This is a genomic window from Phytoactinopolyspora limicola (assembly GCF_011320225.1).
In the GTDB taxonomy this organism is placed as follows: Bacteria; Actinomycetota; Actinomycetes; order Jiangellales; family Jiangellaceae; genus Phytoactinopolyspora; species Phytoactinopolyspora limicola.
Map to the genome: position 1 here is coordinate 749,712 of NZ_JAAOEN010000001.1, position 26,875 is coordinate 776,586.

Here is a 26,875-nt window from a genome sequence, read left to right on the forward strand (position 1 = left end):
CGGCAAGAATGAGGACGTCTGATGCTTCGTACCAGGTTGACCCAGATGCGTGCGCATGCCGGCCGGCTCGTTGCCGCCGCCGTCGCCATCATGATTGCCACGACACTGGTGGCGGCCTTCATGGTGGCGGCCGGGGTCTTGGAGAAGACGGCGTTTAATGCGGTGTCGGTTTCGCACGCCAACGCGGACGTCATTCTGGAAGAGCCGTACCAAGGGTTCTCCACCGAGATGGTCGAGCAGATCCGGCGCCAACCGGAAGCCGCTGGTGCCGACGGCCGGTTCGTCGTCCACACGGTGATTCGTGCTGGTGGGCGCAGCGACTCGCCGACGGTGGCGCCGCTGCCGGAGACTCCTGAACTACGCATCGAGTTGGACGAAGGGAGATACCCTGAGGCTCGCGGGGAGATCCTGGTGTCCCACGAGATAGCCGAACGCCTCGACCTGGATCTCGGGTCGTCGGTGGAACTACTGGATACCAGCGCCGACGTCGGCCTTGCGGGCCGGTCCGGTGGACCCGGCGGGCAACCGGCCGACGGGCTGACGGTGACCGGTACGTTCATTCATCCGGGGGCCGCGTTCGACCACAACGTACCTGGCATGTTCGGGCGGGCCGCCGAGGTGGAGCTCTGGTCGGGGCACACGACGGTGCGATATGAGCGGGTGATAGCGCTGGCGTCGCCGGGGACGTCGGCCGAGGAATTGCGCACCGCCTTGGAACCACTGGCCGACCAGGTCGGCACGGTTGTGTATACCGCCGATGAGTACGCGCGGATCATGACGGCCCGGTTCACCGCCGACAGCTACATCTTGGCCGCCGTGCTAGCGGCCCTGGTGGGAGTAGCGCTGGTGGTGGCCGGTCTCGTGATCGCGAACACCTTTGCCGTGATCGTCGCCCAACGGACCAGGGAGCTCGCGCTGTTGCGCTGCGTGGGTGCCACCCGGCGGCAGGTCCGCAACGGTGTTCTGGTGGAAGCCGGCGGGCTTGGTGTGGCGGCGTCGCTGGCGGGTATCGCGGCCGGAATCGGCCTCGCCCAGATCACGATCATGGTGCTCCGGGCCGTTCTGGACTTCCCATGGTTCCCTGAGCGCCCTGAGGTATCTGTGCTGGCGCTCCTGATTCCTCTGGTGGTGGGGGTGACGGTCACCATCCTCGCGGCGCTGGCGCCGGCCCGGGCGGCGACGAGAGTGTCTCCGCTCGCCGCGTTGCGTCCTCCGGAGCCGGGAGGCATCGGCCGCGGCACCTCGGTGCGGAGACTCGCGGCAGCTGCCGGCGTGGTTGTTGTGGGTGCGCTGCTGATGGTGGCCGGGATAGGTGCGACGGCGCGAGGGCAGACGGAACTCGGGTTGGCCATCGGGGTGTTGGGTGGCGCGCTGTCCTTCTCCGGAGTCGTCATCGGGTCCGTCGTGCTCGTCACGGTGATCGTTGCCGCACTTTCGCGGCCGCTTCGTGTGGCGGGAGTGCCCGGCCGGATGGCCGCCCTGAACGCGCTACGACACCCCCGGCGTACGGCAGCCACCGCGGTTGCACTGCTGATCGGGGTGACGCTGGTGGCAATGATGTCGGTGGGTGCGGCGTCGGCGCGGGCGACGTTCGCGGGTGAGCTGGATGCTCGTTATCCAGTCGACATCGCTGTTGGGCCGGTGATCGATGACACCGGCCGGCACCGCCTACCCGACGAGGTGCTGAATGTCACCGAGGGGGTCGCCGGAGTGGGCGACCTGATGCCGCTGCGCTCGTCGCGGGCGTTGGTGCGGAACGCGGCCCTGGAGGGTGACGCCGCGCTCCAGCCGATCGAGGCGGAGGTCCATGGCGTCGACGTCGGTCGGGCGCGTGACGTGATGCACGCCGGCATCGACGACCTCGAGCCGGGCGCGGCCATGGTGTCGCGGCAAATCACCGCGATGACAGGTATCGACGAAGGCGACCTGATCCAGCTTCAGATGGGCTCGCAGACGATCGAGTTGCGCGCCGTGTTCGCACCAGTGGAACGGCACACCATCCTGGTCACGGCGGCCGACCTGGCCGCGCTGGACCCGGACGCGAGTATCGGCATGCTGTGGGTCAAACTCGCCGACGGTTCATCCGCCGAGACTGTCGCCAGAACGCTGCGGGACCAGCTCAGCCTTCTGACCACTGACATGGGGATACCGGTGACAACGGCCGGAGCTACCCGGGCGGAGGTTTCTCGGGTGCTGGACACCATGCTGATGGTGGTGGTTGGACTACTCGCGGTGTCGGTGGTCATCGCCTTGATCGGCATCGGCAACACATTGTCGCTGTCGGTTATCGAACGGCGTCGTGAGTCGGCGACCATGCGGACACTCGGTCTCACCCGGCGTCAGCTGCGGGTGATGCTCGCGTTCGAAGGGGTTATCGTCGCGGCGGTGGCCGTGTTCCCGGGTATCACCCTGGGGTTGATCTATGGCTGGGCCGGGACGTTGACGGCGTTCGGCGGCGTGTGGGATGTCGCGTTAGGGGTTCCGTGGCGGTGGTTGGCCGGAATAGCCGGGTTAGCCATCCTGGCCGGGCTCGCTGCCAGCGTGCTGCCAGGGCGCCGGGCCGCGCGCGACGATCCGATCACCGCCGTCAGCGCCGGATAACCCCCGTTGTGCACCTGATCTCCGTTTTGACGCCTGATCGTTTCTACCGGGGCGATCAGATGCGGGTGACGACGTGTTGACGGCGGTCGATGGCGAGTCGGTGCATCTGATCGGGTCTCAGAGTGTGGACGTGTAGCGATCAGATGCACGAACGGCCGGTTCAGGGCGTGTAGTGCATCTGATCGTCGAGCAGGTTTGGCGATCCGGGTCCCGCAAAGTGTGATGCGTAGCCGGGTGTGTCGGGCGCTGGCGGTGGAAACGTCCGGTTGGAACGGCGTGCATCGACGCCGTCGACGCCGATGGGCCTGACGATCAGATGCGCCAACTCCCCAAATCAAGTCCGTCGTGCATCTGATCGTCGCCCGTCCGCATCGTGGGACGCGATCAGATGCGCCGCACCCCGCGTTGACCAGCAACGTCGTCATCAAACGTGCATCTGATCGTCGCCACACTAACGATCAGGCGTCAAAACGGAGATCAGGTGCACACAGGGGTGGGCGGCGTGGTCCAGGGCCGGCTCCGGCGGGCGGCGCGCAGAGGCTGGACAAGAACAGCCGCAACCGATCCTCTAGGTGTTGCGGCGAGCGCGTGTCGGTCGCCCATGAGCGCCGGGCGATACGATAAACATGGCGAAGGCCCCTCGGAGTAAGGGTCCGAGGGGCCTTCAGGTCGATCGCGTTACCTTGAGCCTGATGGCCTCGTCGCCGATCCGACCTTGCCGAGCACGCCCGGCGGGCCGGATGCGGACCCGGAGGCCCACTCCAGATACTGCCTCCCGATGTGGCAGCTGCGGCGGATCGCATGGTGACCCACACGTCGCGCATCGCGATCTTGGCCTTCCGGACCGTACAGGACCTCCACGCATCGGGCGTGTCAGCCAGGTGGAGCCTGGCTCGTGACCTGCCGTTCTCCGGTCGACCCACCCGTCCGGTTTGGCCCGCCGGTCAAGTTTCCCTGGCCGATTGTGAGCCGCCCCGTCGAGGCGATGGAGCATGTCTAGTCTGGTTGTGCCGGCTACGCAAGGGGTTCGGGCCAAGAAATTTTGGGTGGCTACATACCCACAGCTTCATCCACAACGTGGCCAGCGGGATCAGGCATCGCCCACAACCCTGTGCACAAAATCTGTGGACGAGATGGTCGCCGGTCAGTCGTCCTCGTGATCATGCCCATCGTCGTCATGCCCATCGTGGCCGTCATGGTCATGATCGTCGTCGTCGAGCCCATCGTCGTCGTCCACGTTCGGGTCGTCGCCCAGGTCCGGGTCGTCGTCGGCGTGGAACTCTAGGGTGTCGCCGGCCGTGTTGGTCAGGGTCAGCCGCTCGCCGGCGATATCAACGCTGACCTCGTCGTGCAGCACTTGGAGCATCGCCATGTCGATGTCGCCGAGCTCGCCCGTGCAGGCCCGCTTGGTGGCGATCACCGGACCAAGGGTCAGCGAACCGTCCTCGCTGGACTCGATGTCCCCGCCGAAGCTGTTGCAGCCGGTGTTGCCACCGATCTCGTTCTCGTCGAAGACCACGTAGGCGGCGACGTCGTCCGAAGTTTCGGTCGATTCGTCGTTGACGGCCACCCGGTCGAGCTGCCAATGCGTGCCGAACAGCGGCGCGTCCGCGTCGGCCTCGGAGCCAGAACCGTTGTCCGGAACGGCAGTGGTGTCGTCGTTGTTGTCATCGCCGTTGTTTCCACACGCAGCCACTGCGACGACGCCGGCCACGGCAATCAGTACTCGAAGTCGTCTCATGAGGGTGGGACGTACTCGCCTGGCGGCTAGTTCCATCGAGATCATCGTGCTGCCTCCGAGTCGGATCGAACCGTCGGGCCGGGTGCGAGCGAGCACGCGGGCCGGGTCCGATCATGGCAGACGTGGTCGACCGTCCAGACGGCACCCACCGTGGTCCGCCGGGCCACTCCGCCCGGCGTCCGGGTGGAGAACACCAATGTCCATGTGGACCACGAACCGCGAGGGCGGGAGCCTCCCGTCAGCGGCGGCCCAGTACCCGGGTGACCGCCGCCCCGATCGACGTGGCCAGCACTGCCCCCATGAAGACCAGTCCGTAGGCCACCGCGAGGTCGAACCCCCGTGGATCCCACGCTGACATCTGGCCGAGGCGGAACACGGGAATCAGGAGGTCCAACGTGTAGCCGAAGGAGTTGAACGTGGGGTGCGCCCACACCTCGACCGGGTCGAGATCGCGGGTGGCGAAGAACGCCGTGCCGAACGCCAGCAGGCCGGCGAACCAGGCCGCTGCCAGCCCTGGCCGGTAGCCGTAGCCCACCATGACGTCCTGGACGTACCCCCACCATTTCATCAGCAGGTGGCCGAAGGAGCGTTGGAGGAGGTCTCGTCGATGCCGATGCCGCGCCAGTAGAACGGTGCGCGCGGCGGCATCGTCGCCGATCCGCCGGTAGTGCGCGGCGAGTTGCTGGTATGCCTGGTGCTGGTAGCCGGATGGGTCGCGCCGTAGCCAGGCCAACGCGGTCTCGACGTCGGCGCCCCCGGGGTCGTCGAAGCTGAGCCCGGACAGCAAGACGGTGGTGGTGTCCGACGGGTCGAGCACCAGGGTGCGGACCTCGGCGTCGCGCAAGTCGACGGCGCATTCGCCGGCCGGGAGGTCAACCATGCCGGCTCGCACCGCCGATAGGTCGATGTCCATTGGCCCCGACGCGGTGCCTCCCGGCGGCACCGACACACCGTCGAGAGACAGTTGTCGCGCGATGTCCGCTTGCCGAATGGTGATGAGGGGCCGCGAGGCTGCGGTGACGGTGAGGCCGTGACATTCGAGATCGCCGGCGATGTGACAGCGGGCCAACACGATGACCCCTTCGACGTGGAGGTCGGTCAGCCGCAGGACACCGCAGGTGATCTCGGCGGCGATGAGCGCTGAGCCATCGAAGGCGTACATCCGTGCGCCGCGGATGCTGGCGCCGGAGGCGAACGTCGAGCCGGTGAGCCGGACCGTGCCGTGAAACTCGCCGCCGTCCACCAGGAGGTCGTCGGAGGACGTCTTCAGCGCGCTCAACGCGACGGGACCGTCGGCGGAATCGACTCCCTCTCCGGTGAACTTGGCGTCGCGGATGATGATCTGGCGGCGGACCCGTGCTTGGTCCAGCCCGGCGGTGCCTTGTACCTCCGCGCGGTTGAGGGAGATCTTGCCGCCGACGTCGATTCCCGTGCAGTCCAGAGCGTGGTGGCCGGGTGTGCGCAGGACACTCCCGTCCAGGATGAGATCGCCACCGACGACGGCGTCTCGGAAGATCGCCCGGCCCGAGGCCCAGAACGAACCCGCGTTCGACGAGTATGGATCGTCGCCGACGACGAGGTCGCCGCTGACCCGGATCCGGGACGCTATCAGGGCGTTGCCTTCGGGGTTGACCAGGCGGGCACCCGTCATGACGAGGCTGTCCATGATGGCGGCGGTGAGCCGGACGGCCCCTTTGGACACGAGGTTTCGGGTGGTCATCCGGCCGTCCACTTGCAGCCCGATCGCATCGAGGACGACGCCGGGTCCTTCGATGTGAGCGTGGCGCAGAAGGACGTCGCTGCGGACCCGGGTGCGGAACAGGCGGAGCTTTCCCTCGATGTGCGCACCGTCCAGGACGAGGCTTTTGCCGATGTCGGCGTGGGCAAGGTCGACGTCGCCGATGGCGCGGAAGTCTGGCCGCAGCGTCATCCGGCCACCGATGGTCACTCGGGATCCGCTCAAGGCTCGGCGGCCGGCGCCGTCCAGCACAGCTCCGCCGAGTTGCAGCGCATTACCCACCTTGGCGCCGTAGATGTTCAGCGTGCCCTGGTTGCGAAGCCCTTCGAAGTTCAGTTCGCGGCGGATGGTGGCCGCCTGCAAACTAATCGACCAGGAGTCGTGGGGCCAGGCCACTGTGGTGTCGACCAGCCGTAGGTAGGTTGCCTCCATCTCGTCGAACACCACTTGGCCGGCGAATCTGGCACGGTCGGCCACCAGATTGGTGATTCTGGCTCCGCTGGCCACGATCGCGCGGCCGTCGGTGTCTCCGACGGTGAGGTCGCGCATGGCGACGGTGTCGCGGATGACGCTGCGGGGTAGGGAGATACCGCCGAGCACGCGGGTGCCCTGCTCGAGTTCGATCCGGTCGGCCTCGACGTCCCCGGCTTGCAGGGCATAGCTGTTCGGGCAGGTCAGCACGGCGTCGTTGATGGCGATGGTGCCGGTGATCGTGGCGTGCCGCAGGTCTAACCGGCCGGTGCAGCGTATCCCGTCGGCGAGGATGCCCGCGGCGGTCAGGCGGGTGGCGCTGACGGCCGCGCCGCCCCGGTTGCGGATGACCGCGTGGTTCATGTCGACCCGTCCGTCGACGGTGGTGTTTCCGGTGAGGTCGAGTGAGCCGCGGGCGCGAATGCCGGCGAGGCCCAACCGCCCGCCGACGACGAGCCGTTCGGTGTAGACGGCTTGGCCGCGTTCGGCGAAGATCCGGGCGCGGTCCATGACCAGATCGCCCCAGACGGTGAGGTTGCGCATGTGCACCGGGGGTTCGGCACCGATGATCCGGCTGTCCTCGAGGGACATGGAACGGTTGACTCGGGTGTCGGCGATCACGGCGGCACCCAGGTGGCAGTCGCGGACCGTGAAGGCACCCTCGACGTCGATGGACTCGGTGCGCAGGCTGGGCATGCGGCATCGGACCAGCTCGATGCCGACCGCCATGAGCTGCGCGAATCCGACGACCTCGTCGATCCAGCACAGGTCGAGGCGGAGCGGGCGGCCGAGCCGGCCGTAGCGGAAGAGCATGTTCCCGGTGATGCGTACTCCGGTGAGGCGGACCGCGGCGCCGTGTGAGGCAGTCCCGTCGCGCAGAAACTCGGCGAGTACGTCGGCTCGGACGATGCGGTCGTCCGGCCAGACGTCCGGGCCGGACACGGCTCGGGGGTCGATGTCGAGGCCGAGGACGGCTTCTTCGCCGCGGTCGAGTGCGTCACGTAGTGCTCGCTCGGCGGGTCGAAGCTTGTCTCGTGCCACATGGCCCCCTCGGTTCGAGCCGGCGGCGCTGGTGTGGTGGGCGCCGTCGATCACTTGAGGATCTCTGTCTGGACCCCCGACGATCAAGTCCGTGGTGGTTTGGGTGCCGGACTTGCGCAAAGTTACCGACGAGTAGCATCATGGTGTTACTCGCCAGTAACAAAGCTCGGACGGGCTGACGGAGGGAACATGGGCCACTACAAGTCCAATCTGCGCGACATCGAGTTCAACCTCTTCGAGGTGCTCGGCCGGGACGAACTTCTTGAGCAGGGCCAGTACCAGGATTTCGACCTGGATACCGTGCGCAGCATCCTGGCCGAGGTCGACCGGCTCAGCCGAGACGAACTCGCGGAGTCTTACGCGGACGCCGACCGCAACCCACCGGTGTACGACGCCACCAGCCGCACGGTCACCGTGCCGGAGTCGCTGAAGAAGAGCTACCGTGCCTTCGTCGACTCCGAGGTATGGCGCTTCGCGCTCCCGGCCGGGCTTGGCGGCACCCCATTGCCGCGCTCGATCTACTGGGCCGCGGCCGAGATGATCACCGGGTCCAACGCCGCCGTGTGGATGTATGCCTCGGGCCCGGCCTTCGCCAGCGTCGTCTGGAGCAACGGCACCGACGACCAGAAGCGCATCGCCGAGCTCATGGTCGAGCGCGAATGGGGCGCGACGATGGTGCTCACGGAGCCGGATGCCGGTTCAGACGTCGGCGCCGGCCGGACTCGGGCACACCCGCAGGAGGACGGCACCTGGCACATCGAGGGCGTCAAACGTTTCATCACCTCCGGTGAACACGACCTCGCGGAGAACATCATCCATCTCGTGCTGGCCCGGCCCGCAGGAGTGGAAGGTGTCGGCGGCCCGGGCACCAAGGGCCTGTCATTGTTCATTGTCCCGAAATACCGCTTCGACCCGCAGACCGGCGAGCTGGGCGACCGCAACGGGGTCTACGCCACCAACGTCGAACACAAGATGGGCCTGAAGGTCTCGTCGACGTGTGAGCTGACCTTCGGCGACGGTGAACCGGCCGTCGGTTATCTGCTCGGCGAGGTGCACGACGGTATCGCGCAGATGTTCCAGATCATCGAGTATGCCCGCATGATGGTGGGGACGAAGGCCATCGCCACCCTCTCCTCCGGTTATCTCAACGCGCTGGAATTCGCCAAGGAACGTGTACAAGGCCCAGATTTGGCCAGCGCCGCGGACAAGACGGCGCCCCGGGTCACCATCACCCACCACCCCGACGTCCGCCGCTCGCTGATGACCCAGAAGGCCTACGCCGAAGGTATGCGTGCCTTGGTCCTTTACACGGCCACGATGCAGGACGCCGTGCTGGATGCGGAGGCGCGGGGAGAAACCGACGAGACCGCTGAGCGGGTCAACGACCTCCTGCTGCCGATCGTCAAGGGGTACGGCTCGGAGCGTTCGTGGACCCTGCTCGGCTCGGAATCGCTGCAGACGCTGGGAGGGTCCGGATACCTCCAGGACTACCCTCTCGAGCAGTACGTCCGCGACGCCAAGATCGACACCCTGTACGAGGGCACCACGGCCATTCAGGGGCAAGACTTCTTCTTCCGCAAGATCGTGAAGGACAACGGCCAGGCCATCGGATGGCTGGCCCAGCAGATCCAGGCCCTACTCACCACCGAGGCCGGCGGTGACGCGCTCAAGGTCGAACGGGAGCTGCTTGCCACCGGTCTCGACGACATGCAGGGAATGCTCGGCACCATGCTCGGCTTCCTGATGTCGGCGGATCCACGCGGCGACGGCGGCGACCCGCGCAACGTGTACAAGGTCGGCCAGAACACCACCCGACTGCTTCTGGCCGCCGGTGACGTCGTGGTGGCGTGGCTGTTGCTGCGGCAGGCTGCCGTGGCGCTGGAACGGCTGGGTGGCGACCTCAAACCGGCCGATCGTTCCTTCTACGAAGGCAAGGTGGCCGCGGCGCGTTTCTTCTGCGGGCAGGTGTTGCCCCGACTGAGCGCGGAGCGCGCCATCCTGGACAGCACCAACAATGCCCTCATGGATCTGCCCGAAGCGGTCTTCTGAGTTCAGCCGGGGCCCCTACGGCTTGGCCCCGGGCCGGCGCGACGAGGTTCGGCTCCCTGGGCGCGGCTACGAGACCCCCTGGTGTCTGGTGGCCGCGCTCAGGGACAGCGAGCGGTAGTGGCTGCGCTGCTCGGCGTCCAGGTGTTCCATGGCGTAGCGCAGGAACACCCGTGGCAGCCGGGCAGCGTTGGCGTCGAGGAACGCCAGGAGCCGGGCTCGATCCTGGATGCCGGCCGCGCGTACCCAGCCCCCGGCTGCCTTGTGGATCAGATCGTGCTCGTCGTCGATCAGCAACTCGGCGATGCGGAATGTGTCGTCCACCTCACCCTGGCGGATGAAGTAGGCGGTGCTGACGATGGCGGTGCGGCGTTCCCACATAACCGCGGATCCGGCCAGTTCGTCGAGGACGTCCCGGGGCCGGTCGGCGAGGAAGCGACCCACCACGAAGGGCGCCCCGAGATCGACCAAGTCCCAGTTGTTGATGCGATCATGGCGGCGTAGATAGAGGTCGTATAGTTCCTCGCGCCGGGTATCGGTGGTCCGGGCCCGGCGACCCTGTTTGTCCATGATGCTCAGGGCGCCGGCCCGCACCTCGTGGAGTTGGTGGTCCAGCAACCTTTCCAGCTCCGGCGGCGGCATGTCGATGAACTCTTTCGCCAGGGCGAAGACGAGGCCCATACGTACACCAAGAAAGGTGTCCCCTTCGGCGTACTCACCGGGGCCTGTCTTGAAGTAGCGCTGGATCTTGCGGAGCTCGTCATCGGATTGGTGCTGTTTCAGCCGCCGGACGAACTCGGTGGCGGTACGGTTTGGTGCTGCCGGAGCCATCGAGGCGACCTATGCGCCACGGGCGGAGATTTGCTGAACGGCCCAGCTGTTGCCGTCCGGGTCGTCGAAGAAGACGAAACCGACGTTGTCCAATGGGTGTCCGCCGGGAGCTGGGTTCTCGCCCAGCACCTGTACCTCGCTGACCTTCACTCCGCGGTTGATCAGTGTGTTTCGGGCCGCGTGAATGTCGGCGACGACGAGTTGGAGTCCTTTGAACGACCCTGGCGGCATGTCTGGGACGGCGCCTTTGCCGATGACGATCGAGCAGCCGGATCCTGGGGGTGTGAGCTGCACGATTCGGGTTTTGTCGTCGATGACGGTGTCGTGGTCGACGGTGAACCCGACCTGGTCGGCGTAGAACGCCTTGGCCCGGTCGATATCGGCGACAGGGACGACGACGACCTCGAGTGTCCACTTCATCATGAGTCCTCTCGTTGGTTGTTCTGTCAGGCGCGGCACATTAGTGCCCTGAATCGGCCAGTACGGCATCGAGTCGGAGGTAAGAGTCGCTGACGCCCCGGGCCATGGGGTACCGGAGGACACGCTCGCGTGCTTCCGGCGACGGATATCGAATAGTGCTGCTTAGCGTGGTGGTGCCGGTCTGCTCTGTCAGCACATGGGTGACGAGTGCATGGCCGGGGTAGGACTGGTGATCGAAGACCTCGGTGTATGAGAGAACGCTGGGCTCGTCGATGTGGCGGTAAACGCCGCTTTGCGCCATGTGCTCTCCGTCCGGGCCGCGGGAGACGAACCGCCAGGCGCCCCCGAGCCGAAGGTCGACCGTGCACTCGACGAGGTTCCAGCCGCGCGCGCCGAACCAGCGCACGAGCAGTTCTGGTGTCGTGAGTGCGGCGAAGACGAGTTCTCGCCGAGCACGGAACTGGCGGGTCAGCACGATGTCGGTAGGAGAGGGTGTGCTGACGCTCAACTCGGGATGAGCCGTCATGGTGGCCCTCCAAAGCTGGGCTTGTCCCGGCTCGTCAGTTCGTCGAGTAGGGCGTCTAGGCGCTGGTAGCTCTCCTCCCAGTAGGCGCGGTAGTTCTCCAGCCACCGCGTCGCCTCCTGTAGGGGGCGTGCGTTCAGCCGGCAAGGACGACGCTGTGCGCTGCGGCCGCGAGTGACCAGCCCGGCCCGCTCCAGGACCTTGAGGTGTTTGGACACGGCCGGCTGGCTCATAGCGAACGGCTGGGCGAGTTCGGTGACGGTCGCTTCGCCCGCGGCCAGTCGGTGCAGGATGGCCCGCCTGGTGGGGTCGGCTAGCGCCGCAAACGTGGCGTCAAGGACGTCTGTTCCGGTCACGTGCGACTCCCGATGGTTATAGCCAGCGTTGATAACTAGATGGTTTTATAACTCTTTAGTTTTTATCGGGTGGGTTGTGTGTCTGTCAACCCGGCTCGTGGCGACCTCGGGAACCCACGTCGGTCCGCGCACGTTATCGGCCAGAGATCATGAATCTGGGCTGGGACGGATCAGACGATCCCGTGGAAACCGGATCGAGCCGCCTCGTCCGGGCGATCGCGGCTCGGTCTCGGATGTATGGGTTGTGCGCGCTGTGTGACCAGGGTGTGGGAACATCTGACAGCGTGATGCCGGCGTGTTTACGATGTCAGCCGCCGGTGTGGATCGGGGAAGTGAGTCCTGGGCGATGACGCGGATACGGTCCGTCGGCGGAAGCTGCCGTCCGGCGGCGGAACCCCACCGACGCCGGGTGCGGCGAATAGGGTTGGCGGCGCTGATCGCCATCCTGGGCGTCAGCGTGCCCGGAGGTGTGGCCGTGGCCGACACCGTCGGGTCGCCTCCGACCGAGAGCCCGACCGAACGACCGACCGGCAGCGCCGGGCCGGCCACCAGCTCCGCGTCTGAGGAAACCCAACGCCCCAACGTCGTTCTCGCCGGCGTCGCGGGCCTGGCCTGGGAAGACGTCACCCCGGAGGACATGCCCACCCTTCACGAGATGGCCGGGCAGGACGCCGTCGCCTCGCTGACCGCCCGGACCATCCGTTCTCGCACGTGTGCGGTGGACGGCTGGCTGACCGTGAGCTCCGGACGGCGCTCCACCGATCTCATCGACTCCGACGGCGACGGCCGCCCGGATCGCTACTGTCGCCCGGCACCATCACCAGCGTTGGACGACAACGGCGGGGCGACCATCCCAGGGTGGGTCGCTTACGTGGAGGAGCAGGAGAACCACGCCTATAACCCCACCCTCGGCCTGGTTGGTGAGCGGTTGGCCGAGCGCGGGGTGTGCGCCACGGCCGTCGGCCCAGGGGCGGCCCTGGCGTTGGCTGACACCTCCGGCCACGTTGGCTCGTACCGGTCCAACCCGGCCGAGGTCGACGCGTCGGTGCTCGCCGAATGCCCTGTGACGGTCATCGACCTCGGAGCCATGCCGCCCCCGGCCAGGGCCGGCAGCGATGAGGAAGAGCGCACTACCGCGCTCGAGCACCGACGGCAAGTTGCCACCGGCATCGACGATCTCCTCGCGCAGGTGCGGGATGATCTTCCGGACGGCACAACACTGCTGGTGGTCGGGGTCTCGGACAGCGGCCCGACGGCCATTCCGCTGCACAACGACCCGTCTCGGATCGGCAGCTCGGCGCTGCGTGTCGCGGCCGCGAGTGGCTTGACGACAGCCGGCGACGAGTTCGGGCCGCGCTGGCTAACGTCGGCCTCGACGCGCTGGTCCGGCATCGTCCAGTTGACCGACCTCGCCTCGACGCTGCTCGATTACGCCGGCCTGGACGAACCGACGCAGGGCACGGTGGGCCGCCCTTGGCAGGCGGCTGGTACCCATCCAGCTCAGGCCGGAGAGACCGTAGCGGAGCTGTTAAGCACCAATCAGGCGGCTCAGATCTATCGGACCCAGTCCGGGCCGTTCTTTCAACTGCTCGGCATCGTGCAGCTGATCGTGTTCGGATTAGCGATGCTGGCGATGTGGCTGCGCCCCGGCACACGTCCGGTGGTGCTGCGAGCCGTGCATGTCGTCGCAATCGCCATCGCATCGTTCCCGGTGGCCTCCTACTTGGCCAACATCGCCCCCTGGGCTCGGTCGGACCGCCCCGCGCTCTATCTGTGGTCCATCATCGTGGCCATCTCGGTGGTGCTCACCACGATGGCGATGACGGGGCCGTGGCGGCGCCGGATCTACGGGCCCGCGGGCTTCCTCGGCGGGGTCACGGCAGTGGTTATGGCCGTCGACGTGTCCACCGGCTCCAACCTGCAGCAGTTGAGCCTGCTGGGCCTGTCGCCGGTTGTCGCTGGCCGGTTCTATGGCCTCGGCAATATCCCGTTCGCGATCTTCATCGCGGCTTGCCTGGTAGCGGCGGCGGCGCTCGCGCAATGGATGATCGACCGCGGGGTGTCCCGCCGTTCGACCGGGATGGTGACCGCGGCCATAGGGCTCGTGGCGACCCTCGTCACCGGCGCCCCCCAAGCGGGGGCCGACGTCGGCGGTATCCTCGCCGCGATCCCCGGCTTCGCCGTGCTGGTCATCGGGGTGTTTGGCACGCGCCTAACGATCATCAAACTGATCGGTGCAGGGCTGGCGGCGTTGGCTGTGTTCCTGCTGATCGCCTGGCTGGACTGGTTGCGTCCGGCTGGCGCCCGGACACATTTTGGTGGTTTCTTCGACGACCTCGTCTCCGGAGAGGCGCTGACGGTGATCTGGCGCAAGATTGGGGCATCTTTCGGCACTCTGAGCCGGTTGCCGTATTACGCCTGGTCGGTGCCGATCGCTTATGCCGCCATCTTGTGGCTGACCTCCCGGTCAGGGGTGGGGGGCGTACGCGAAGCATTACATCGCTGGCCGACGATGATCTACCTCGTCTGGGCCGGTCTCATGGCAGGAGCGGCCGGCTTCGCGGCCAACGACTCCGGCATCATCATTCCCGGACTGTTGTTGACCACGGGGATACCGCTGGTGGTGTCGGCGATCGCCGCGGCCAGTCGTCAGGCCGAAGCCGGCATGCCCGCCACGGGCGCCTCAGGTCCACAGTTGGCGAGCGCGAACCGCCCGGGTTGACCGGTTTTGTCGCGGGCCGGCCGGGGCAGGTTCAGCCGCGACGTCTCAACTGAGCCGGCGGGCTGGGGCGGACCCCGCGCGTCACGAGGGCGCGCAAAACGCCGGAGTACTGCCGCCCTCGGTGGACCTGGGCCTTCCAGTCGGATCCCGTGACGCGGTGATGGAGGTCGACGTCCACCTCGAGCACCCGGTACCCCTGCCGCAGGAGGTCGATGGTCAGGCCGGTCTCGACACCCCAGCCTGGCGCCAGTGGCACGGCGGCGTCGAAGGCGGCCCGGGTGAGACACCGTTGACCGGACAGCGGCTGGCGAGGTGTCCAACCGGTGGCTCGTTCGATGCCTTGCCGGGAGAGGTCGACGACGAACCCTCGGCCACCACCGGCGCTGCTTTGGGCGGGGAGGACCGCGATGGTCATGTCCGCTGTCCCGGTCAGCACTGGATCGACCAGGGCCGCGGTTTTGGCCGCGCTGTCTTCGAGGTCGGCGTCGACGAACAGCAGGGCTCGTGGCGCCGAGCGGTCCGGCTCTCGCGATTCGATGGCCGTGACCGCGGCCGCTCCGGTCTCCATAGCTGATGCCTTGCCTCGGTTGCGAGCATGCCGGATCACCGTCGCGCCGGCGTCGGATGCGGCCGCCGCCGTGCGGTCGGTGGAGCCGTCGTCGACGACGATGACGAGGTCGGCGGCGTCGATCTGGCGCGCCGCGGCGACGGTGGCGCCGATCCGGACGTGTTCGTCCTTGGCGGGAATGATGATCGCGACATCGACCGGGGTCTGACTCATGCCCCTACTCTATTGACGTCGCATCCGAGCTCCATGACGGGCGGTCACGTAGTCTCGTCGTCGATGGATACCACCAGCACAGGCGTTGATTCCGAGGTCGGCCGGCTACGGACCGTACTCCTGCACCGGCCAGGGCCGGAGCTGGCGCGGCTTACGCCGCGCAACAACGACGCGCTGCTCTTCGACGGCATCCCTTGGGTCGGGCGAGCCCAGGAGGAGCACGACGTCTTCGCCCAGGTTCTGCGTGATCACGGCGTGGAGGTGCTCTATCTCCGTGACCTGCTGGTGCGGACACTTGAGATCGATGCGGCACGTTCGTGGTGCATCGACGCAGTGCTGACCGACCCGCGCCTCGGGGATGCCCTGCGGGATGCGCTGCGGTCACACCTCGACGGGCTCCATCCGGAGGATCTTGCCTACACGTTGATCGCGGGATTGGCCCATGAGGAATTCGGTGCCGGCCGCGGGCTCGGTTTCGCGCTCATGAACCGTAATGACTTCGTCATCGACCCGTTACCAAACCTTTTGTTTACCCGTGACTCGAGTGTGTGGGTCGGGAGCCGGGTAGCGGTCTGTAGTCTCGCAATGCCGGCCCGGCGTCGGGAAACCAGCGTGATGGCCGCGATCTATGATCATCATCCCCGGTTCGCGGGGGTGGAATCGATCTATTCGTCGCGGTTGGAAACACTTGAGGGCGGCGACGTCCTGCTTCTTGCGCCGGGTGTGGTGGCCGTCGGCACCGGGGAACGCACCACCCCGGCCGGCGTGGAGCGCCTGGCGCGCAACGTCGTGGGTCGTGGGCTTGCGCATACGGTGCTGGCGGTACCGGTCGCGCAAGACCGAGCAACCATGCACCTCGACACCGTGTGCACCATGGTGGACACCGACGCCGTGGTGATGTATCCGAACGTTGCGGACGAGCTGCGGGCTTTTGCCCTGCGGATGGTGGACGGCGAGCTGGTGGTGCGTGCACCGGCGCCGTTCGTCGAGGTCGCAGCCGAGGCGATGGGGATCGACGAGCTGCGGATCATCGACACCGGACTCGATCCCGTGACGGCCGAACGTGAGCAGTGGGACGACGGGAACAACACCCTCGCGATTGCTCCGAGACTCGCGGTGGCCTACGAGCGCAACGTCGAGACGAACGTGCGGCTAGAGGCGGCCGGAATCGAAGTATTGCGCATCCCGGGCAGCGAATTGGGGACGGGTCGCGGTGGGCCGCGGTGTATGTCCTGCCCGATTGTGCGGGAGTCACTACATAAGGTAGCCCCCGGTCACGGCTGAGAACGCCGTGACGAAAAAACTTGTCACGGCAAATGACGCATCACGCCCAGAGAATGTAATCTTGAGCAAGCCCCGGTCGCACGTGTTCCCCCGTCATGTGTGACCGGGGTTTCTTCGTATCCGGTGCCATCGCGCCGGAAGTAACTTCGGCCCGAAGCGCCGCGGTGCCAGTGCCGGTGATGGGGCTCCTTGGCACTGGCACCGCCGTGTTGGTCGGGACTCAGCGGATGGTGATTTGACGGTTGGCCAATCCGGCCCGTGCTCTCCGCTCCGCTCCGGTCAGCGGTGCGTTGTCGGCCACGGCCTCGGCGATCCGCGCCTGCAAGGCGCCGACCGGTTCCTCCACCTCATCGGCGGTGGTTCCCTCGACGAGATCCCACACCGGCACGAGTAGGCCGTGGGCGCGGAACGTGCCGAGCAGCCGGGTGTCGGGGCCGAGCGTGTCGGTACCACGGACGTGAAGCCGGGCCAGCCCGTCCAACAGGGGCTCCTCGTCGTACGGCTGTACCCACCTGACTTGGTCGCGGTCGCCGAGTTTGCACCAGTAGGCCGCCTCGGCAGACTCCAGGCGGGCGGCCGGCACAGCGGCCTCGTTGGCGTTCTCCAGCATCGAGCGTTGTTGTGCGGTGGGCTCGGAATCCGGGTCTAGCCAGAAGTCGAAGCCGTTGTGCACGGTGACGTCGAACGGTGCGTCCGCGGCCAGCAGGTCTTGGAGCCGGGGGGCGTCGGGCGAGCGCACACCCGGCGTGACCGCCTCGCCTGGTGTGGTGTCGAGGGCGGTGTGGAGGGCATGGCCGAGGTCGGCGCTGGGGTCGCCGGTGGAGCCGACGGTCTGCAGGCCGATCAGGATCTGTCCGTTCTCGCGGACGAGGGCAGGCGTCGCACCCGGCAGGATGGTGGCGACGAGGACATCGCGCTCCGAGTGATCGCCCGTCAGCTGGACGGGGACGGTGGCCGCCGAGATGATCTCGCGCAACGCCACCCAGTCGCACTCGCCGGGCAGGCCACGGAACGGCCGGGTCACGTACTGCCGGTCCACGGTGCGTGCCTTCTTGCCGTGACAGATCTTGTAGCGCTTTCCGGACCCACAGGGACAGGGCTCGCGGGGCCCGACGACGGGAATCTCTACGCTGGTGCTCACCCGTCGAGCGTAGCGGCTGTGTGGGATCGCCCGCAGGTGCGGCACCCAGCTGATCCCCGGCGCGGGCCTCGGGTCGGCTACGGCCCTACAACGGCTTGGACGGTGACTCGACCGTTGTCGGTCCGGACCGACCAGTGACTGGCCAACGCCTCGACCATGGCCAGGCCGCGACCCTGCGGTGCGGCTGGCGTGGCGTGTTGAAGCTGTGGTTGGCCGGTTCCGCCGCCGTCGGTGACATCGATGAGCACATGCCGGTTCACCACGGTCCAGCGCAGCAGTACACCTTCGTGGCTCTCGGTGAGCCGGACCGGCCGCGCGTGCTGGAGGGCGTTGGACACTAGTTCCGTGACCACCACGAGGACGCTGTCGACCAGGGTGGCCGCCAAGCCGGCCGAATGGAGATCATGAGCGACTGCATGGCGCGCGGTAGGGACACTGCTGATGGCGTTGGGTAGCTCCAGGGCGCGAGTGTCGCCCGCCGTTGCCGACCGCTGTACGGCCGCGGCTTGTGCCATCGTGTCCTCCCTCCGGCGTAACCACGGTACGTGACGCCCGACAGCATTGGTGCCCGCAATTCGGGTCAGCCAAACATCGAGGGCTGTCTGTGTCGTCCGCGCGGGCGCATCTTCATGCCTGTCCGTGGAGATATTCGAGAAGTGTGACTTAAAAGGTGATTAAGGCCACTTTGCGCGAAGTGTCGGAGTTATGTTGTCCGAATGGTGAGATGTCACCGATTGAATTGCGACGGCTCGGCGACGCCCCCGACGCGCCTATGCAACGCTCTCGAACTACCCATTCCCCTGGTAATCCAGGCACTTTAGCGGCCCGTGGAGGACGCCGATCGTCTACCCACGATGCCCTCCTCGCCTACATATGTCCCGCGGGCACTGTTGCATCCTTACGTAACTAGGGGTTGGGACGCTAGGTTTAGCACGGGGCGGAGAGGATGACGATGTGGACTCACTCCCGGGCAGCGAAGCGGCGGGGCACCGCAGGACGCCAGGTGGGCGACACCGCGGAGGAGGGGATGGCCGGAGAGGCCGTGCCTGATGTCAACCAGCCTGCCGCCGCTCCGGAGCCGCGCACTGAGCCGACAACCAACGGCAACGTCCCCGCGCCAGCGCGCGGTGGTGGCGTCGCCCCGGGGCATACCGGGCACAACGGCGTCGATCATGTGCGGTGGATGGAATCGAACACCAACGGCGCAAGCCATGAACCGGCGGGATCAGCACTGATGAGTGCCGACGTTGCGGGAGCTGGAGCGGCATCGGACGAAGCCGAGCCACCGGCTGACCCGGAGTCAGGAACGTCAGGAGAGGCCCCGGGATCCTCCGTTGTGGTCGCTCAGGCCGCTCCTCAGCAGGTCCGGACTGGGCCGTTCGGGTTCGATACCGTTGCCCTGCGCGAGACCATCGACATGGCCGATGGCCGCCACGATCAGCTGGCGCAACGCTTCTACTCCAACCTCTTCGCCAGTCAGCCGGAGCTGCGCGAGCTTTTTCCCGCCGGGATGGAGGCGCAGCGTAGCCGGCTGGTCACAGCGTTGATCCGGGTCGTGGGCAGCGCCGACAGCCAGGAAGACCTCGAGGCATTCCTCGCGGGGCTCGGCCGTGACCACCGGAAGTTCGGTGTGATCACCGAGCACTACGCACCCTTGGGCTCGGCCCTGGTGCTCGCGTTCCGGCAGGAGCTGGGTGAGCAATGGACCAGGCGACACGAGAAGGCGTGGATCCAGGCGTACGACACCATGGCCATGATCATGACGGGGAGCGCTGAACGCGACGCCGTGATGTGGCCGGCCTGGTGGGACGCCGAGGTCGTCTTCCACCGCAGGCTGCTGGACGATCTCGCCATCATCCAGGCCCGCCCGCACACCGATTTTCCGTACCGACCGGGTCAGTACTGCTACGTCATGTCACCGCGCCGGCCGAAGATGTGGCGAGCGCTGTCGTTGGCGTCAGCACCACGTGATGACGGCCTGGTGGAGTTCCACGTCCGTGCGGTTGGTGCGGGATGGGTGAGCAGCGCGCTGGTATGGCGCACCGAGGCCGGTGATGTCCTGCGCCTCGGGGCACCCCAGGGCTACGACCTCGCCAATCCGCGGTCGGAACGCGACCTGTTGTGCATCGCCGGAGGGGTCGGGATCGCCCCCATCCTGGCGGGGCTCCAGGAGTTGGAGCAACGCTTGGATGGCCGCCGTGTGCACGTCTTTTACGCCGGGCGAGATCGCGACAGTCTCTACGCGCTGCCACACCTGGAATCGATCGGGGTGCGTTATCGGCGGCTGACCGTCGTCCCCGTCGTCTCACCCGAAGGGCCCGAGGATCGTAGCCCGGATCTTATGGGCAATATCGTGTCGGCGTACGGAGATTGGCGTCAGCACGACGTCTATCTCGCCGGACCTACCCCCATGGTGCAGGCGGCGCTGACTCGGCTGCGCGAGCAGCAGATCCCGGAGGGGCAGATCGTCTGCGACGACTACGGAACCTGGTGAGATAAACCGGTTGTTGCTCCCGTTCATGGGCCCGTGGGTCTGGGCGCCTGGGCCCCTTGTGCCACCGAAGTAGGGCGGCATAACAACATCTAGGGGAATCTACTAACGGCACTAGAAAGCCCTAGACGCTGGTAGAACGGTCACCTCCCCCAGTGATCATGAACACTTACCCGTGCCATGACACGGGAAAGTGTTCATGATCACTGGATGAGGCATTGGCGCCGCCTCTCAGGTGGCGTGTTTGCGGAGGTAAATGCCGAAGTGAGGCACGGTGAACGCGATGCTGCCTCGCTCGGCTGAGTAGAGCAGCCCTTTCTTGATCAGCGAGTCCCTGGCCGGTGATAACGACGACGGCCTGCGGCCAAGGTGGGTGGCGACGTCGGCGGTGGCGACCGTGCCGTCGGTCAGCTCCGACAGGGATGCCATCGCCTGCAAGTACTCGCGTTCGGCGGGAGTAGCGCGTTCGTAGCGGGAACCGAAGAACCCGACCGCCAGCTCTGCTTCCGCATCGGGCGCGGCGACCATGACGTCGGCTTCGGTGATCGGTGTTGCGGGTGCGTGATCCCACGTGACCTTGCCATACGCCTGGACGAAGTACGGGTACCCCTCGGTGGCGGTGTAGAGCGCGTCGAGGGCCTCCGCGTCGTAGGCCACGCCCTCGTCGGCAGCCGGGGCGGCCAGCGCGAAGTCTGCCGCCTGGCGGTCGAGCCGGTCGATGCGGATGTAGCGGAACAGCCGCTCGGAGTAGGACTTGGAGGCGGACAGTACCGCGGGGAGGTGGGGGAGGCCGGCGCCGACGACTACCAGCGGTAGAGCCTGTTGGGACAACTCGTGGCAGGCGGCGCAGAGCGCGGACACGTCCGCCGGCGGAATGTCCTGCATCTCGTCGATGAAGATCGCGACACCGACCCCGACGTCGCGGGCCACGGCTGCGGCGTCTACCAGCAACTCGACGAGGTCGACCTCGATGTCGCCCGTGTCGGCGCGGCCCGCGGCGGCCGGCACGTCGATCCCTGGATGCCAGCGATCGCGCAGCTTGGCACCGTCGCCGGCGGATCGTAGCGCGAACGCCTTGAGCACGCCCAGGAACTGATCGATCTGGTCCGGATCGCGATGGCGGGGGGTGAGTTCACGCACAGCCATGTGTAGCGCGCTGGCGAGCGGGCGGCGGATGGACTGCTCGGGCCGGGCCTCGATCTTGCCCGTACCCCAGAGTCGCCGGATGGCTTGTGATCGCAGCGCGTTCAGCAATACGGTCTTGCCGACACCGCGCAGGCCGGTCAGGACCAGCGAACGTTCTGGGCGTCCTCGGGCGATGCGCTCCAGCACGACATCGAACTGCTCGAGCTCGCGGTCGCGGCCGGCGAGTTCTGGGGGCCGCTGGCCGGCGCCAGGAGCATAGGGATTCCGTACCGGATCCATGATCGGACTCTATCGGCTCGTCTAGCTTGAGCCGTAGATTTCGGTAGAGGGTTCTAGTGTGTCCCGCTGCTCCCATGATCATGAACACTTTGCCGTGGCATGACACGGCAAAGTGTTCATGATCATGGGAGCAGCGGGGCGGGGACCGGCCCGTCGCCGTCACCTCTCGGCTTGTCTAGCCCTTTCTAGGAAAATGACAAGAGAGCGCTAGAAGGGGTGATATGCCGTTGCCCAGGGTCCACGAGGACGCTGGGCGACGACGAGAAGTGGCACTGGCCAGCAGCCGCTCAGCGGCTCAACGCGGAGAACCTGCGGATGGCCAGCGGCACGAAGATCACCAGCAGGGCGAGCGGCCATAGCGCGGCTACGCCTACCGCGTTGTCGGTGACCCATGAACTCGCTGCCCAACTAGGGTTCTCGAACAACTCGCGGACGGCACCGGCGGTCGCCGACATCGGATTCCATTCGGCGATGGTGCCCATCCACGCGGGCATCGTCGTCGGTGAGACGAAGACGCTGGACAGGAAGGCGACTGGCCAGACCAGGATCTGGACCGCCTGGACCATCTCGGGTTTGCCGACGACGAGCCCGAGGTAGATGCCGACCCACAACATGGCGAAGCGCAGGAGGAGAAGAAGGCCTACCGCGGCCAGCGCCGCAGCCAGCGGGCCGTGCCATCGCCAACCGATCAACAGTCCGGCGCCGATCATGATCAGTAGTCCGACGACGGAGTGGAGCATGTCGATGACACTGCGGCCGACCAGTATGGCCGACGGTGCGATCGGCATCGAGCGAAACCGATCCAGGACACCTCGGTTGACGTCCTGGGTCACCGCGATCATCGTGTTCTCCAGGCCGAACGCCATGGTCAAGGCCAACATGCCGGGAACCAGGAACTCGATGTAGTCGCCGCCTCCGGCAACGGCCATGCCGCCACCCAGGAAGTAGGCGAACATCACCAGCATCATGACCGGGAACAGCAGCGCGACCACCAGTGGCCCAGGGTTGCGGCTCCAATAGAGCAGCCCGCGACGGGTCATGGTTACCGAATCGGTGACGAGGCGGGTGGTCCGGGAGCGGGCGGTGTGCGGAGCTGGATGAGGGACTGCCGGGCTGGTGAGAACCGTGGTGTTACTCATGCGGTGACCTCCCGCTCGTTGTTCTCGTGGTGCTCGGAACCGGTGAGATGCAGGAAGACCTCGTCGAGGGTAGGTCGCCGCAGGGCGATGTCTTCCGCCTGTATGCCGGCATCGTTCAGCTCGCGGATGATCTTTGACAATGCGGCCATCCGGTCCTGGACGGGTGCGCTGGCCATCCTCCGGTCGGGATCGGTGGTCACTGGACCGGCCGCCGCTCGGGCGACGACGTCGGCGGTGGTATCGAGCTGCCCGGCCTCGTGCACCGTGACGTCCACCCGGTCTCCGCCCAGCGAGGACTTGAGTTCGTCCACCGTGCCATCGGCGATGATCCGACCATGGTCGACGACCGATACGCGGTCGGCGAGTTGATCCGCTTCTTCTAGGTACTGCGTGGTGAGTAGGACCGTCGTGCCTCCTCCGATAAGCGATCGAACCGAGTCCCACACGTCGGTTCGGCCGCGCGGGTCGAGCCCGGTCGTGGGTTCGTCGAGGAAGAGGATTTCTGGTGCCATGATGAGGCTGGCGGCAAGGTCGAGCCGTCGACGCATCCCACCGCTGTACTTCTTGATGGCCTTCGTCCCGGTGTCGGCGAGCCCGAACTGTTCTAGAAGCTCATTGGCGCGCTGAGCGGCACCGCGTGCCCCCAGGTGGTAAAGGCGGCCGAACAGGTCAAGATTCTGCCGCCCGCTCAGCTCTTCGTCCACGGCCGCGTGTTGTCCCAGTAGTCCAATCCGGTAACGGACGTCGTCGGCCTGCCGGACCACGTCGAACCCGGCCACTCGGGCCTGACCCCGGGTGGGGCGCAGCAACGTGGACAGGATTCTGACCAAAGTTGTCTTGCCTGCGCCGTTGGGGCCGAGGACGGCATGGACGGTGCCGCGGGGGATGGCGAGATCGACTACGGCCAGTGCCTCCTTCTTTCCGTAGGTTTTGCCGAGTCCTTCGATGGTGATCGCGTCAGCGTCGTCGGAGCTGCGCACTCGAACCTCCCAGTAGTCAAATTTGACCAGCCGGCCAAACGTACTCCGATCGGTGTAACTAGTCAAATTTGATTAATATTCCCGCGAGAAGCCCCGCCCGGGCCGATACGCTGGACTCCGAAAGGGGTGTTCCATGGAAACTCGGGTGCCGGTCGTCCGGTTGCTGGTGCTGGGCGCGGTACGCCAGCATGGTCGGGCGCACGGTTATCAGGTCCGCAACGACCTTGAGTTCTGGGGTGCGCAGCAATGGTCTACGGCCAAGCCGGGCTCGATCTATCACGCGCTCAAACAGCTGGCGAAGGAGGGCTTGCTTGTCGAACACGACACCGCCCCCAGCACGGCTGGTGGACCACCGAGAACGGAGTACGAGCTCACAGCGGCAGGCCATCAGACCTACCTCGACCTGCTCCGGGCCGCGCTGCGCACATATGACCAGAAGATCGACGTCTTGACCTCCGGCGTCGGATTCATCGTGGATCTGCGGCGAGACGAAGCCATCGCGTTGCTCAACGAGCGCATCGCGGCGTTGGAGAGCTGGCGCGACGAGGTGGTCAAAGAGTGGACACCGGATCCGGCGCCAGAGGAATGGACCCACATCGGCGAGATCATGCAACTGTGGATCCACAACGCCGAGAGTGGTATCGAATGGACCCGCGGCCTCATCCGGCGTCTTGAGGATGGCCGGTACGTGATGGCTGGTGAGGGCGTCCGCAGCGTCGAGGTGTTGACCGAGTGGGTGGCCGAACACTCAGCGGTGGGGACGACAGAAGTCCGTGATGCCGGGATGGAGACAGGGCACGGCACAATTGAACGGTGATCTCCGTCGAGTTGGCGCGCCGCCTCCGGGACAGCGGTCTGCGCTGGGATCCCCGGCCGGGTGACCACTTCGTCCTCCCCGATCGGGGTATGGACGACGAGGTGTTCGTGGTGAGCACCATGGTGGTGGATGTCCACGAATTCCCATCAGGGCGGGTGATCGGATTCAACGGCACCGTCGAGTGGGCGCTCGACAGCATCGAGAAGGACGCCGCACTCTGGTTGCCGACGGAAGCTCAGCTGCGGGAACGGCTCGGCGCCACGTTCGTACGTCTCAGCCGCGTCGACGGCCGGTTCGTCGTCGTTCTCGACGTCGACGGCCGCGAGGTGTCACATACGGCTGAGCGTGCCGAAGAGGCGTACGGGCGAGCGCTGTTACACCTAGTGTCCCCCGCCGGAGATCCGTGCGTCTGAATTTGGCGCGCAGGCGGCGCCTCGCTGCGTTGCCGTCGTCGATCGATGCACCACATCGACCTCCTCCGGCGCCTTGCGATGCATCCACCTTCACACCAACTTCAGACGCGGATCTCCGGCGGGGGACACCAGCTTCAGGTGAGTGAACAGATCGTCCAGCCGGCGGGTTCATGCGGGCGCGCGGCCTCGCGGTGCCCGCCCCGGTGAACCCAACTATTTGAGCAACCGCGACAGCCGGCGGTCCGCCAACACCTTCCCGCCGGTCTGGCAGGTGGGGCAGTACTGGAAGCTCGAGTCCGAGAACGACACCTCTCGAACGGTGTCTTGGCACACCGGGCAGGGCTGGCCAGTCCGCCCATGTACCCGCATGGATGACCGCTTCGAGTCTTTGAGGTCGCGGGCCGCCAGCCCGGCTGCTCGCGTGAGAGCGCTGGTCAACTCGTCGACGATGACCCGATGAAGGTCCGCGACCTCGTCGTCGGACAGTGTCGATGCCGGATGGAACGGAGAGAGCCGAGCGGCGTGGAGGACCTCGTCGGAATAGGCGTTGCCGATGCCGGCGATCACCGATTGGTTGCGCAGGACTCCCTTGATCTGTGCTCGCCCGGCCGCCCGCAGAAGTCCGTGCAGGTGCTCGACGGTGAACTCCGGCCCCAACGGATCTATCCCGAGCCGGGCGACTCCAGGAACGTCAGAGGCGTCTCGTACGACATAAACCGCCAGCTTCTTACGGGTGCCGGCCTCGGTGAGGTCGAAGCCCGAGCCGTCGACGAGGTGTACCCGTAGCGCGAGCGGTCCTTTACCCGGCTTCGGTGGGCGTGGGGACAGCGAGTCGCTCCAGCGCAGCCAGCCGGCGCGAGCAAGATGGATGACGAGGTGCACGCCGTCGCAGTTGATGTCGAGGAACTTGCCATGCCGGCTGACCCCGGTGACGGTCAGCCCGCCCAGTGCCGTCAGAGGCGGGTCGAACGTCTTGAGGACGTTGATGGTGGCGACGTCGATCCGTTTCACGGCCTTGCCGACGGCGTGTTCGCGCAGGAAGGCACCGAGCGCTTCGACCTCCGGTAACTCGGGCATACCGCTATCTTGCCGCACCCACCAACCCGAGTCCCATGATCATGAACACTTTGCCGTGCCATAGCACGGCAAAGTGTTCATGATCATGGGACGGGACGGGTGCTGAGAGCGGGCGGGAGTTCTAGCCGCAGTGCAGTGCGCAACCGGCTGAGGTACTCCTGCCGCGAAATCTCAACGACACCCAGGCTGGTCAGATGGGGTGTGCCCCACTGCACGTCAAGCAGCCGTCCACTCGCGCCGTCGGCGCGCAACATCTCCACCAGAGCGACCAACGCCACCTTGGATGCGTCCCGGCCCCACCGCTGTCGGGCATGGAACATCGACTCGCCTGCGAACAACCCGCCGATAGCCACGCCGTAGAGTCCACCGGCGAGATCACCTTCCGGTGTCCAAGCCTCCACCGAATGCGCCCAGCCGAGCCGGTGCAGGCGGCGGTACGCGGCCTGCACCTGGCCGGTGATCCAGGCGCCGGGCCGGTCCGGATCCGCACAGGCGGTGATGACCTCGTCGAACGCGGTATCGATCCGGATCTCGAACCGCCGGCACGCTTGCCTCAGGGATCGCGGTATCCGAATTCCGCCCAGAGGCAGCACACCACGCGGGTCAGGCGACCACCAGGCCAGCTCCGACGCCCGGCCGAAGAGGCGGTCGACCGGCATCGGGAACAGGCCGGAGCGATATGCGGCCAGGAGGGTGCCGGGCTCGAGGTCCGCACCGATGGCGATCAGGTCGTCGTTGCCAGGCTGCGCGATGGGAAGGTCCCATCGGGTCGGTGGCGGATCGACGGGCACTGTGTCCTCCGCTGTGCTCGTACCGTGCGCTGGCCACCACCCAGAG

21 protein-coding genes are annotated in these 26,875 nt (G+C 66.6%); 7 read left to right on the forward strand and 14 right to left on the reverse strand.

Going from position 1 to position 26,875, the window contains the following annotated elements:
• Positions 1-21 precede the first annotated feature (21 nt).
• Positions 22-2,601 carry an ABC transporter permease gene (locus G8760_RS03670; protein WP_166346702.1) on the forward strand — a complete coding sequence of 860 codons (2,580 nt, stop codon included), beginning with the start codon at positions 22-24 and terminating at the stop codon, positions 2,599-2,601.
• Positions 2,602-3,745: 1,144 nt separating this feature from the next.
• On the opposite strand, the gene G8760_RS03675 is transcribed toward G8760_RS03670, so the two are convergent.
• The gene (locus G8760_RS03675) at positions 3,746-4,342 is read right to left on the reverse strand and encodes an META domain-containing protein (protein ID WP_166346705.1); all 597 of its coding nucleotides are present in this window, start codon (positions 4,340-4,342) and stop codon (positions 3,746-3,748) included.
• A 238-nt stretch (positions 4,343-4,580) separates the two neighbouring features.
• The gene (locus G8760_RS03680; protein WP_166346708.1) at positions 4,581-7,592 is read right to left on the reverse strand and encodes a hypothetical protein; all 3,012 of its coding nucleotides are present in this window, start codon (positions 7,590-7,592) and stop codon (positions 4,581-4,583) included.
• Positions 7,593-7,781: 189 nt separating this feature from the next.
• Between G8760_RS03680 and G8760_RS03685 the strand changes: the two genes are divergently transcribed.
• Positions 7,782-9,641, forward strand: a complete 1,860-nt coding sequence (locus G8760_RS03685) for an acyl-CoA dehydrogenase (protein WP_166346711.1) — start codon at positions 7,782-7,784, stop codon at positions 9,639-9,641.
• Between the two features lie 66 nt (positions 9,642-9,707).
• On the opposite strand, the gene G8760_RS03690 is transcribed toward G8760_RS03685, so the two are convergent.
• From G8760_RS03690 to G8760_RS03705, 4 genes are read right to left on the reverse strand one after another with little or no spacing between them, the layout of a single operon-like run.
• Positions 9,708-10,469, reverse strand: a complete 762-nt coding sequence (locus G8760_RS03690) for a DNA alkylation repair protein (protein ID WP_166346714.1) — start codon at positions 10,467-10,469, stop codon at positions 9,708-9,710.
• A 9-nt stretch (positions 10,470-10,478) separates the two neighbouring features.
• Positions 10,479-10,889: a VOC family protein gene (locus G8760_RS03695; protein WP_166348048.1), complete on the reverse strand. Its 411-nt coding sequence runs from the start codon at positions 10,887-10,889 to the stop codon at positions 10,479-10,481.
• Positions 10,890-10,929: 40 nt separating this feature from the next.
• Positions 10,930-11,415, reverse strand: a complete 486-nt coding sequence (locus G8760_RS03700) for an SRPBCC family protein (RefSeq protein WP_166346717.1) — start codon at positions 11,413-11,415, stop codon at positions 10,930-10,932.
• Entirely contained in the window at positions 11,412-11,768 is a 357-nt protein-coding gene (locus G8760_RS03705) for an ArsR/SmtB family transcription factor (RefSeq protein WP_166346720.1), read from the reverse strand. The genes G8760_RS03700 and G8760_RS03705 overlap by 4 nt, the downstream gene beginning before the upstream one ends.
• Positions 11,769-12,177: 409 nt before the next feature.
• Here G8760_RS03705 and G8760_RS03710 point away from each other — a divergent pair, with 409 nt between their 5' ends.
• Complete coding sequence (locus tag G8760_RS03710; RefSeq protein ID WP_166346723.1) at positions 12,178-14,490, forward strand: hypothetical protein; 2,313 nt, start codon at positions 12,178-12,180, stop codon at positions 14,488-14,490.
• 31 nt (positions 14,491-14,521) lie between these two features.
• On the opposite strand, the gene G8760_RS03715 is transcribed toward G8760_RS03710, so the two are convergent.
• On the reverse strand, positions 14,522-15,271 hold the full coding sequence (locus G8760_RS03715; protein WP_166346726.1) for a glycosyltransferase family 2 protein: 750 nt from the start codon (positions 15,269-15,271) through the stop codon (positions 14,522-14,524).
• 63 nt (positions 15,272-15,334) lie between these two features.
• On the opposite strand from G8760_RS03715, the gene G8760_RS03720 reads away from it, so the two are divergent.
• Positions 15,335-16,555 carry an arginine deiminase gene (locus G8760_RS03720; RefSeq protein ID WP_207781984.1) on the forward strand — a complete coding sequence of 407 codons (1,221 nt, stop codon included), beginning with the start codon at positions 15,335-15,337 and terminating at the stop codon, positions 16,553-16,555.
• Positions 16,556-16,775: 220 nt separating this feature from the next.
• On the opposite strand, the gene G8760_RS03725 is transcribed toward G8760_RS03720, so the two are convergent.
• A complete protein-coding gene (locus G8760_RS03725; RefSeq protein ID WP_207781985.1) occupies positions 16,776-17,696 on the reverse strand; it encodes a DUF5926 family protein in 921 nt (306 codons plus the stop codon).
• Positions 17,697-17,773: 77 nt separating this feature from the next.
• A complete protein-coding gene (locus G8760_RS03730; protein ID WP_166346732.1) occupies positions 17,774-18,211 on the reverse strand; it encodes an ATP-binding protein in 438 nt (145 codons plus the stop codon).
• Between the two features lie 431 nt (positions 18,212-18,642).
• Between G8760_RS03730 and G8760_RS03735 the strand changes: the two genes are divergently transcribed.
• On the forward strand, positions 18,643-20,190 hold the full coding sequence (locus G8760_RS03735) for a globin domain-containing protein (protein ID WP_166346734.1): 1,548 nt from the start codon (positions 18,643-18,645) through the stop codon (positions 20,188-20,190).
• 228 nt (positions 20,191-20,418) lie between these two features.
• On the opposite strand, the gene G8760_RS03740 is transcribed toward G8760_RS03735, so the two are convergent.
• The 3 genes from G8760_RS03740 to G8760_RS03750 form a co-directional block, all read right to left on the reverse strand.
• The gene (locus tag G8760_RS03740) at positions 20,419-21,612 is read right to left on the reverse strand and encodes an ATP-binding protein (RefSeq protein WP_166346737.1); all 1,194 of its coding nucleotides are present in this window, start codon (positions 21,610-21,612) and stop codon (positions 20,419-20,421) included.
• A gap of 287 nt (positions 21,613-21,899) precedes the next feature.
• Complete coding sequence (locus G8760_RS03745) at positions 21,900-22,751, reverse strand: ABC transporter permease (RefSeq protein ID WP_166346740.1); 852 nt, start codon at positions 22,749-22,751, stop codon at positions 21,900-21,902.
• Positions 22,748-23,731 carry an ATP-binding cassette domain-containing protein gene (locus G8760_RS03750; protein ID WP_166348054.1) on the reverse strand — a complete coding sequence of 328 codons (984 nt, stop codon included), beginning with the start codon at positions 23,729-23,731 and terminating at the stop codon, positions 22,748-22,750. The genes G8760_RS03745 and G8760_RS03750 overlap by 4 nt, the downstream gene beginning before the upstream one ends.
• A gap of 145 nt (positions 23,732-23,876) precedes the next feature.
• Between G8760_RS03750 and G8760_RS03755 the strand changes: the two genes are divergently transcribed.
• On the forward strand, positions 23,877-24,548 hold the full coding sequence (locus G8760_RS03755; RefSeq protein ID WP_166348057.1) for a helix-turn-helix transcriptional regulator: 672 nt from the start codon (positions 23,877-23,879) through the stop codon (positions 24,546-24,548).
• The gene (locus tag G8760_RS03760) at positions 24,545-24,961 is read left to right on the forward strand and encodes a pilus assembly protein CpaE (RefSeq protein WP_166346743.1); all 417 of its coding nucleotides are present in this window, start codon (positions 24,545-24,547) and stop codon (positions 24,959-24,961) included. Before G8760_RS03755 ends, G8760_RS03760 begins: the two co-directional genes overlap by 4 nt.
• A gap of 213 nt (positions 24,962-25,174) precedes the next feature.
• Here G8760_RS03760 and G8760_RS03765 read toward each other — a convergent pair whose 3' ends face one another.
• On the reverse strand, positions 25,175-26,038 hold the full coding sequence (locus G8760_RS03765; protein WP_166346746.1) for an Fpg/Nei family DNA glycosylase: 864 nt from the start codon (positions 26,036-26,038) through the stop codon (positions 25,175-25,177).
• Between the two features lie 83 nt (positions 26,039-26,121).
• Positions 26,122-26,829, reverse strand: coding sequence for a leucyl/phenylalanyl-tRNA--protein transferase (gene aat / locus G8760_RS03770; RefSeq protein ID WP_166346749.1), 708 nt, complete (start codon positions 26,827-26,829; stop codon positions 26,122-26,124).
• Positions 26,830-26,875 lie beyond the last annotated feature (46 nt).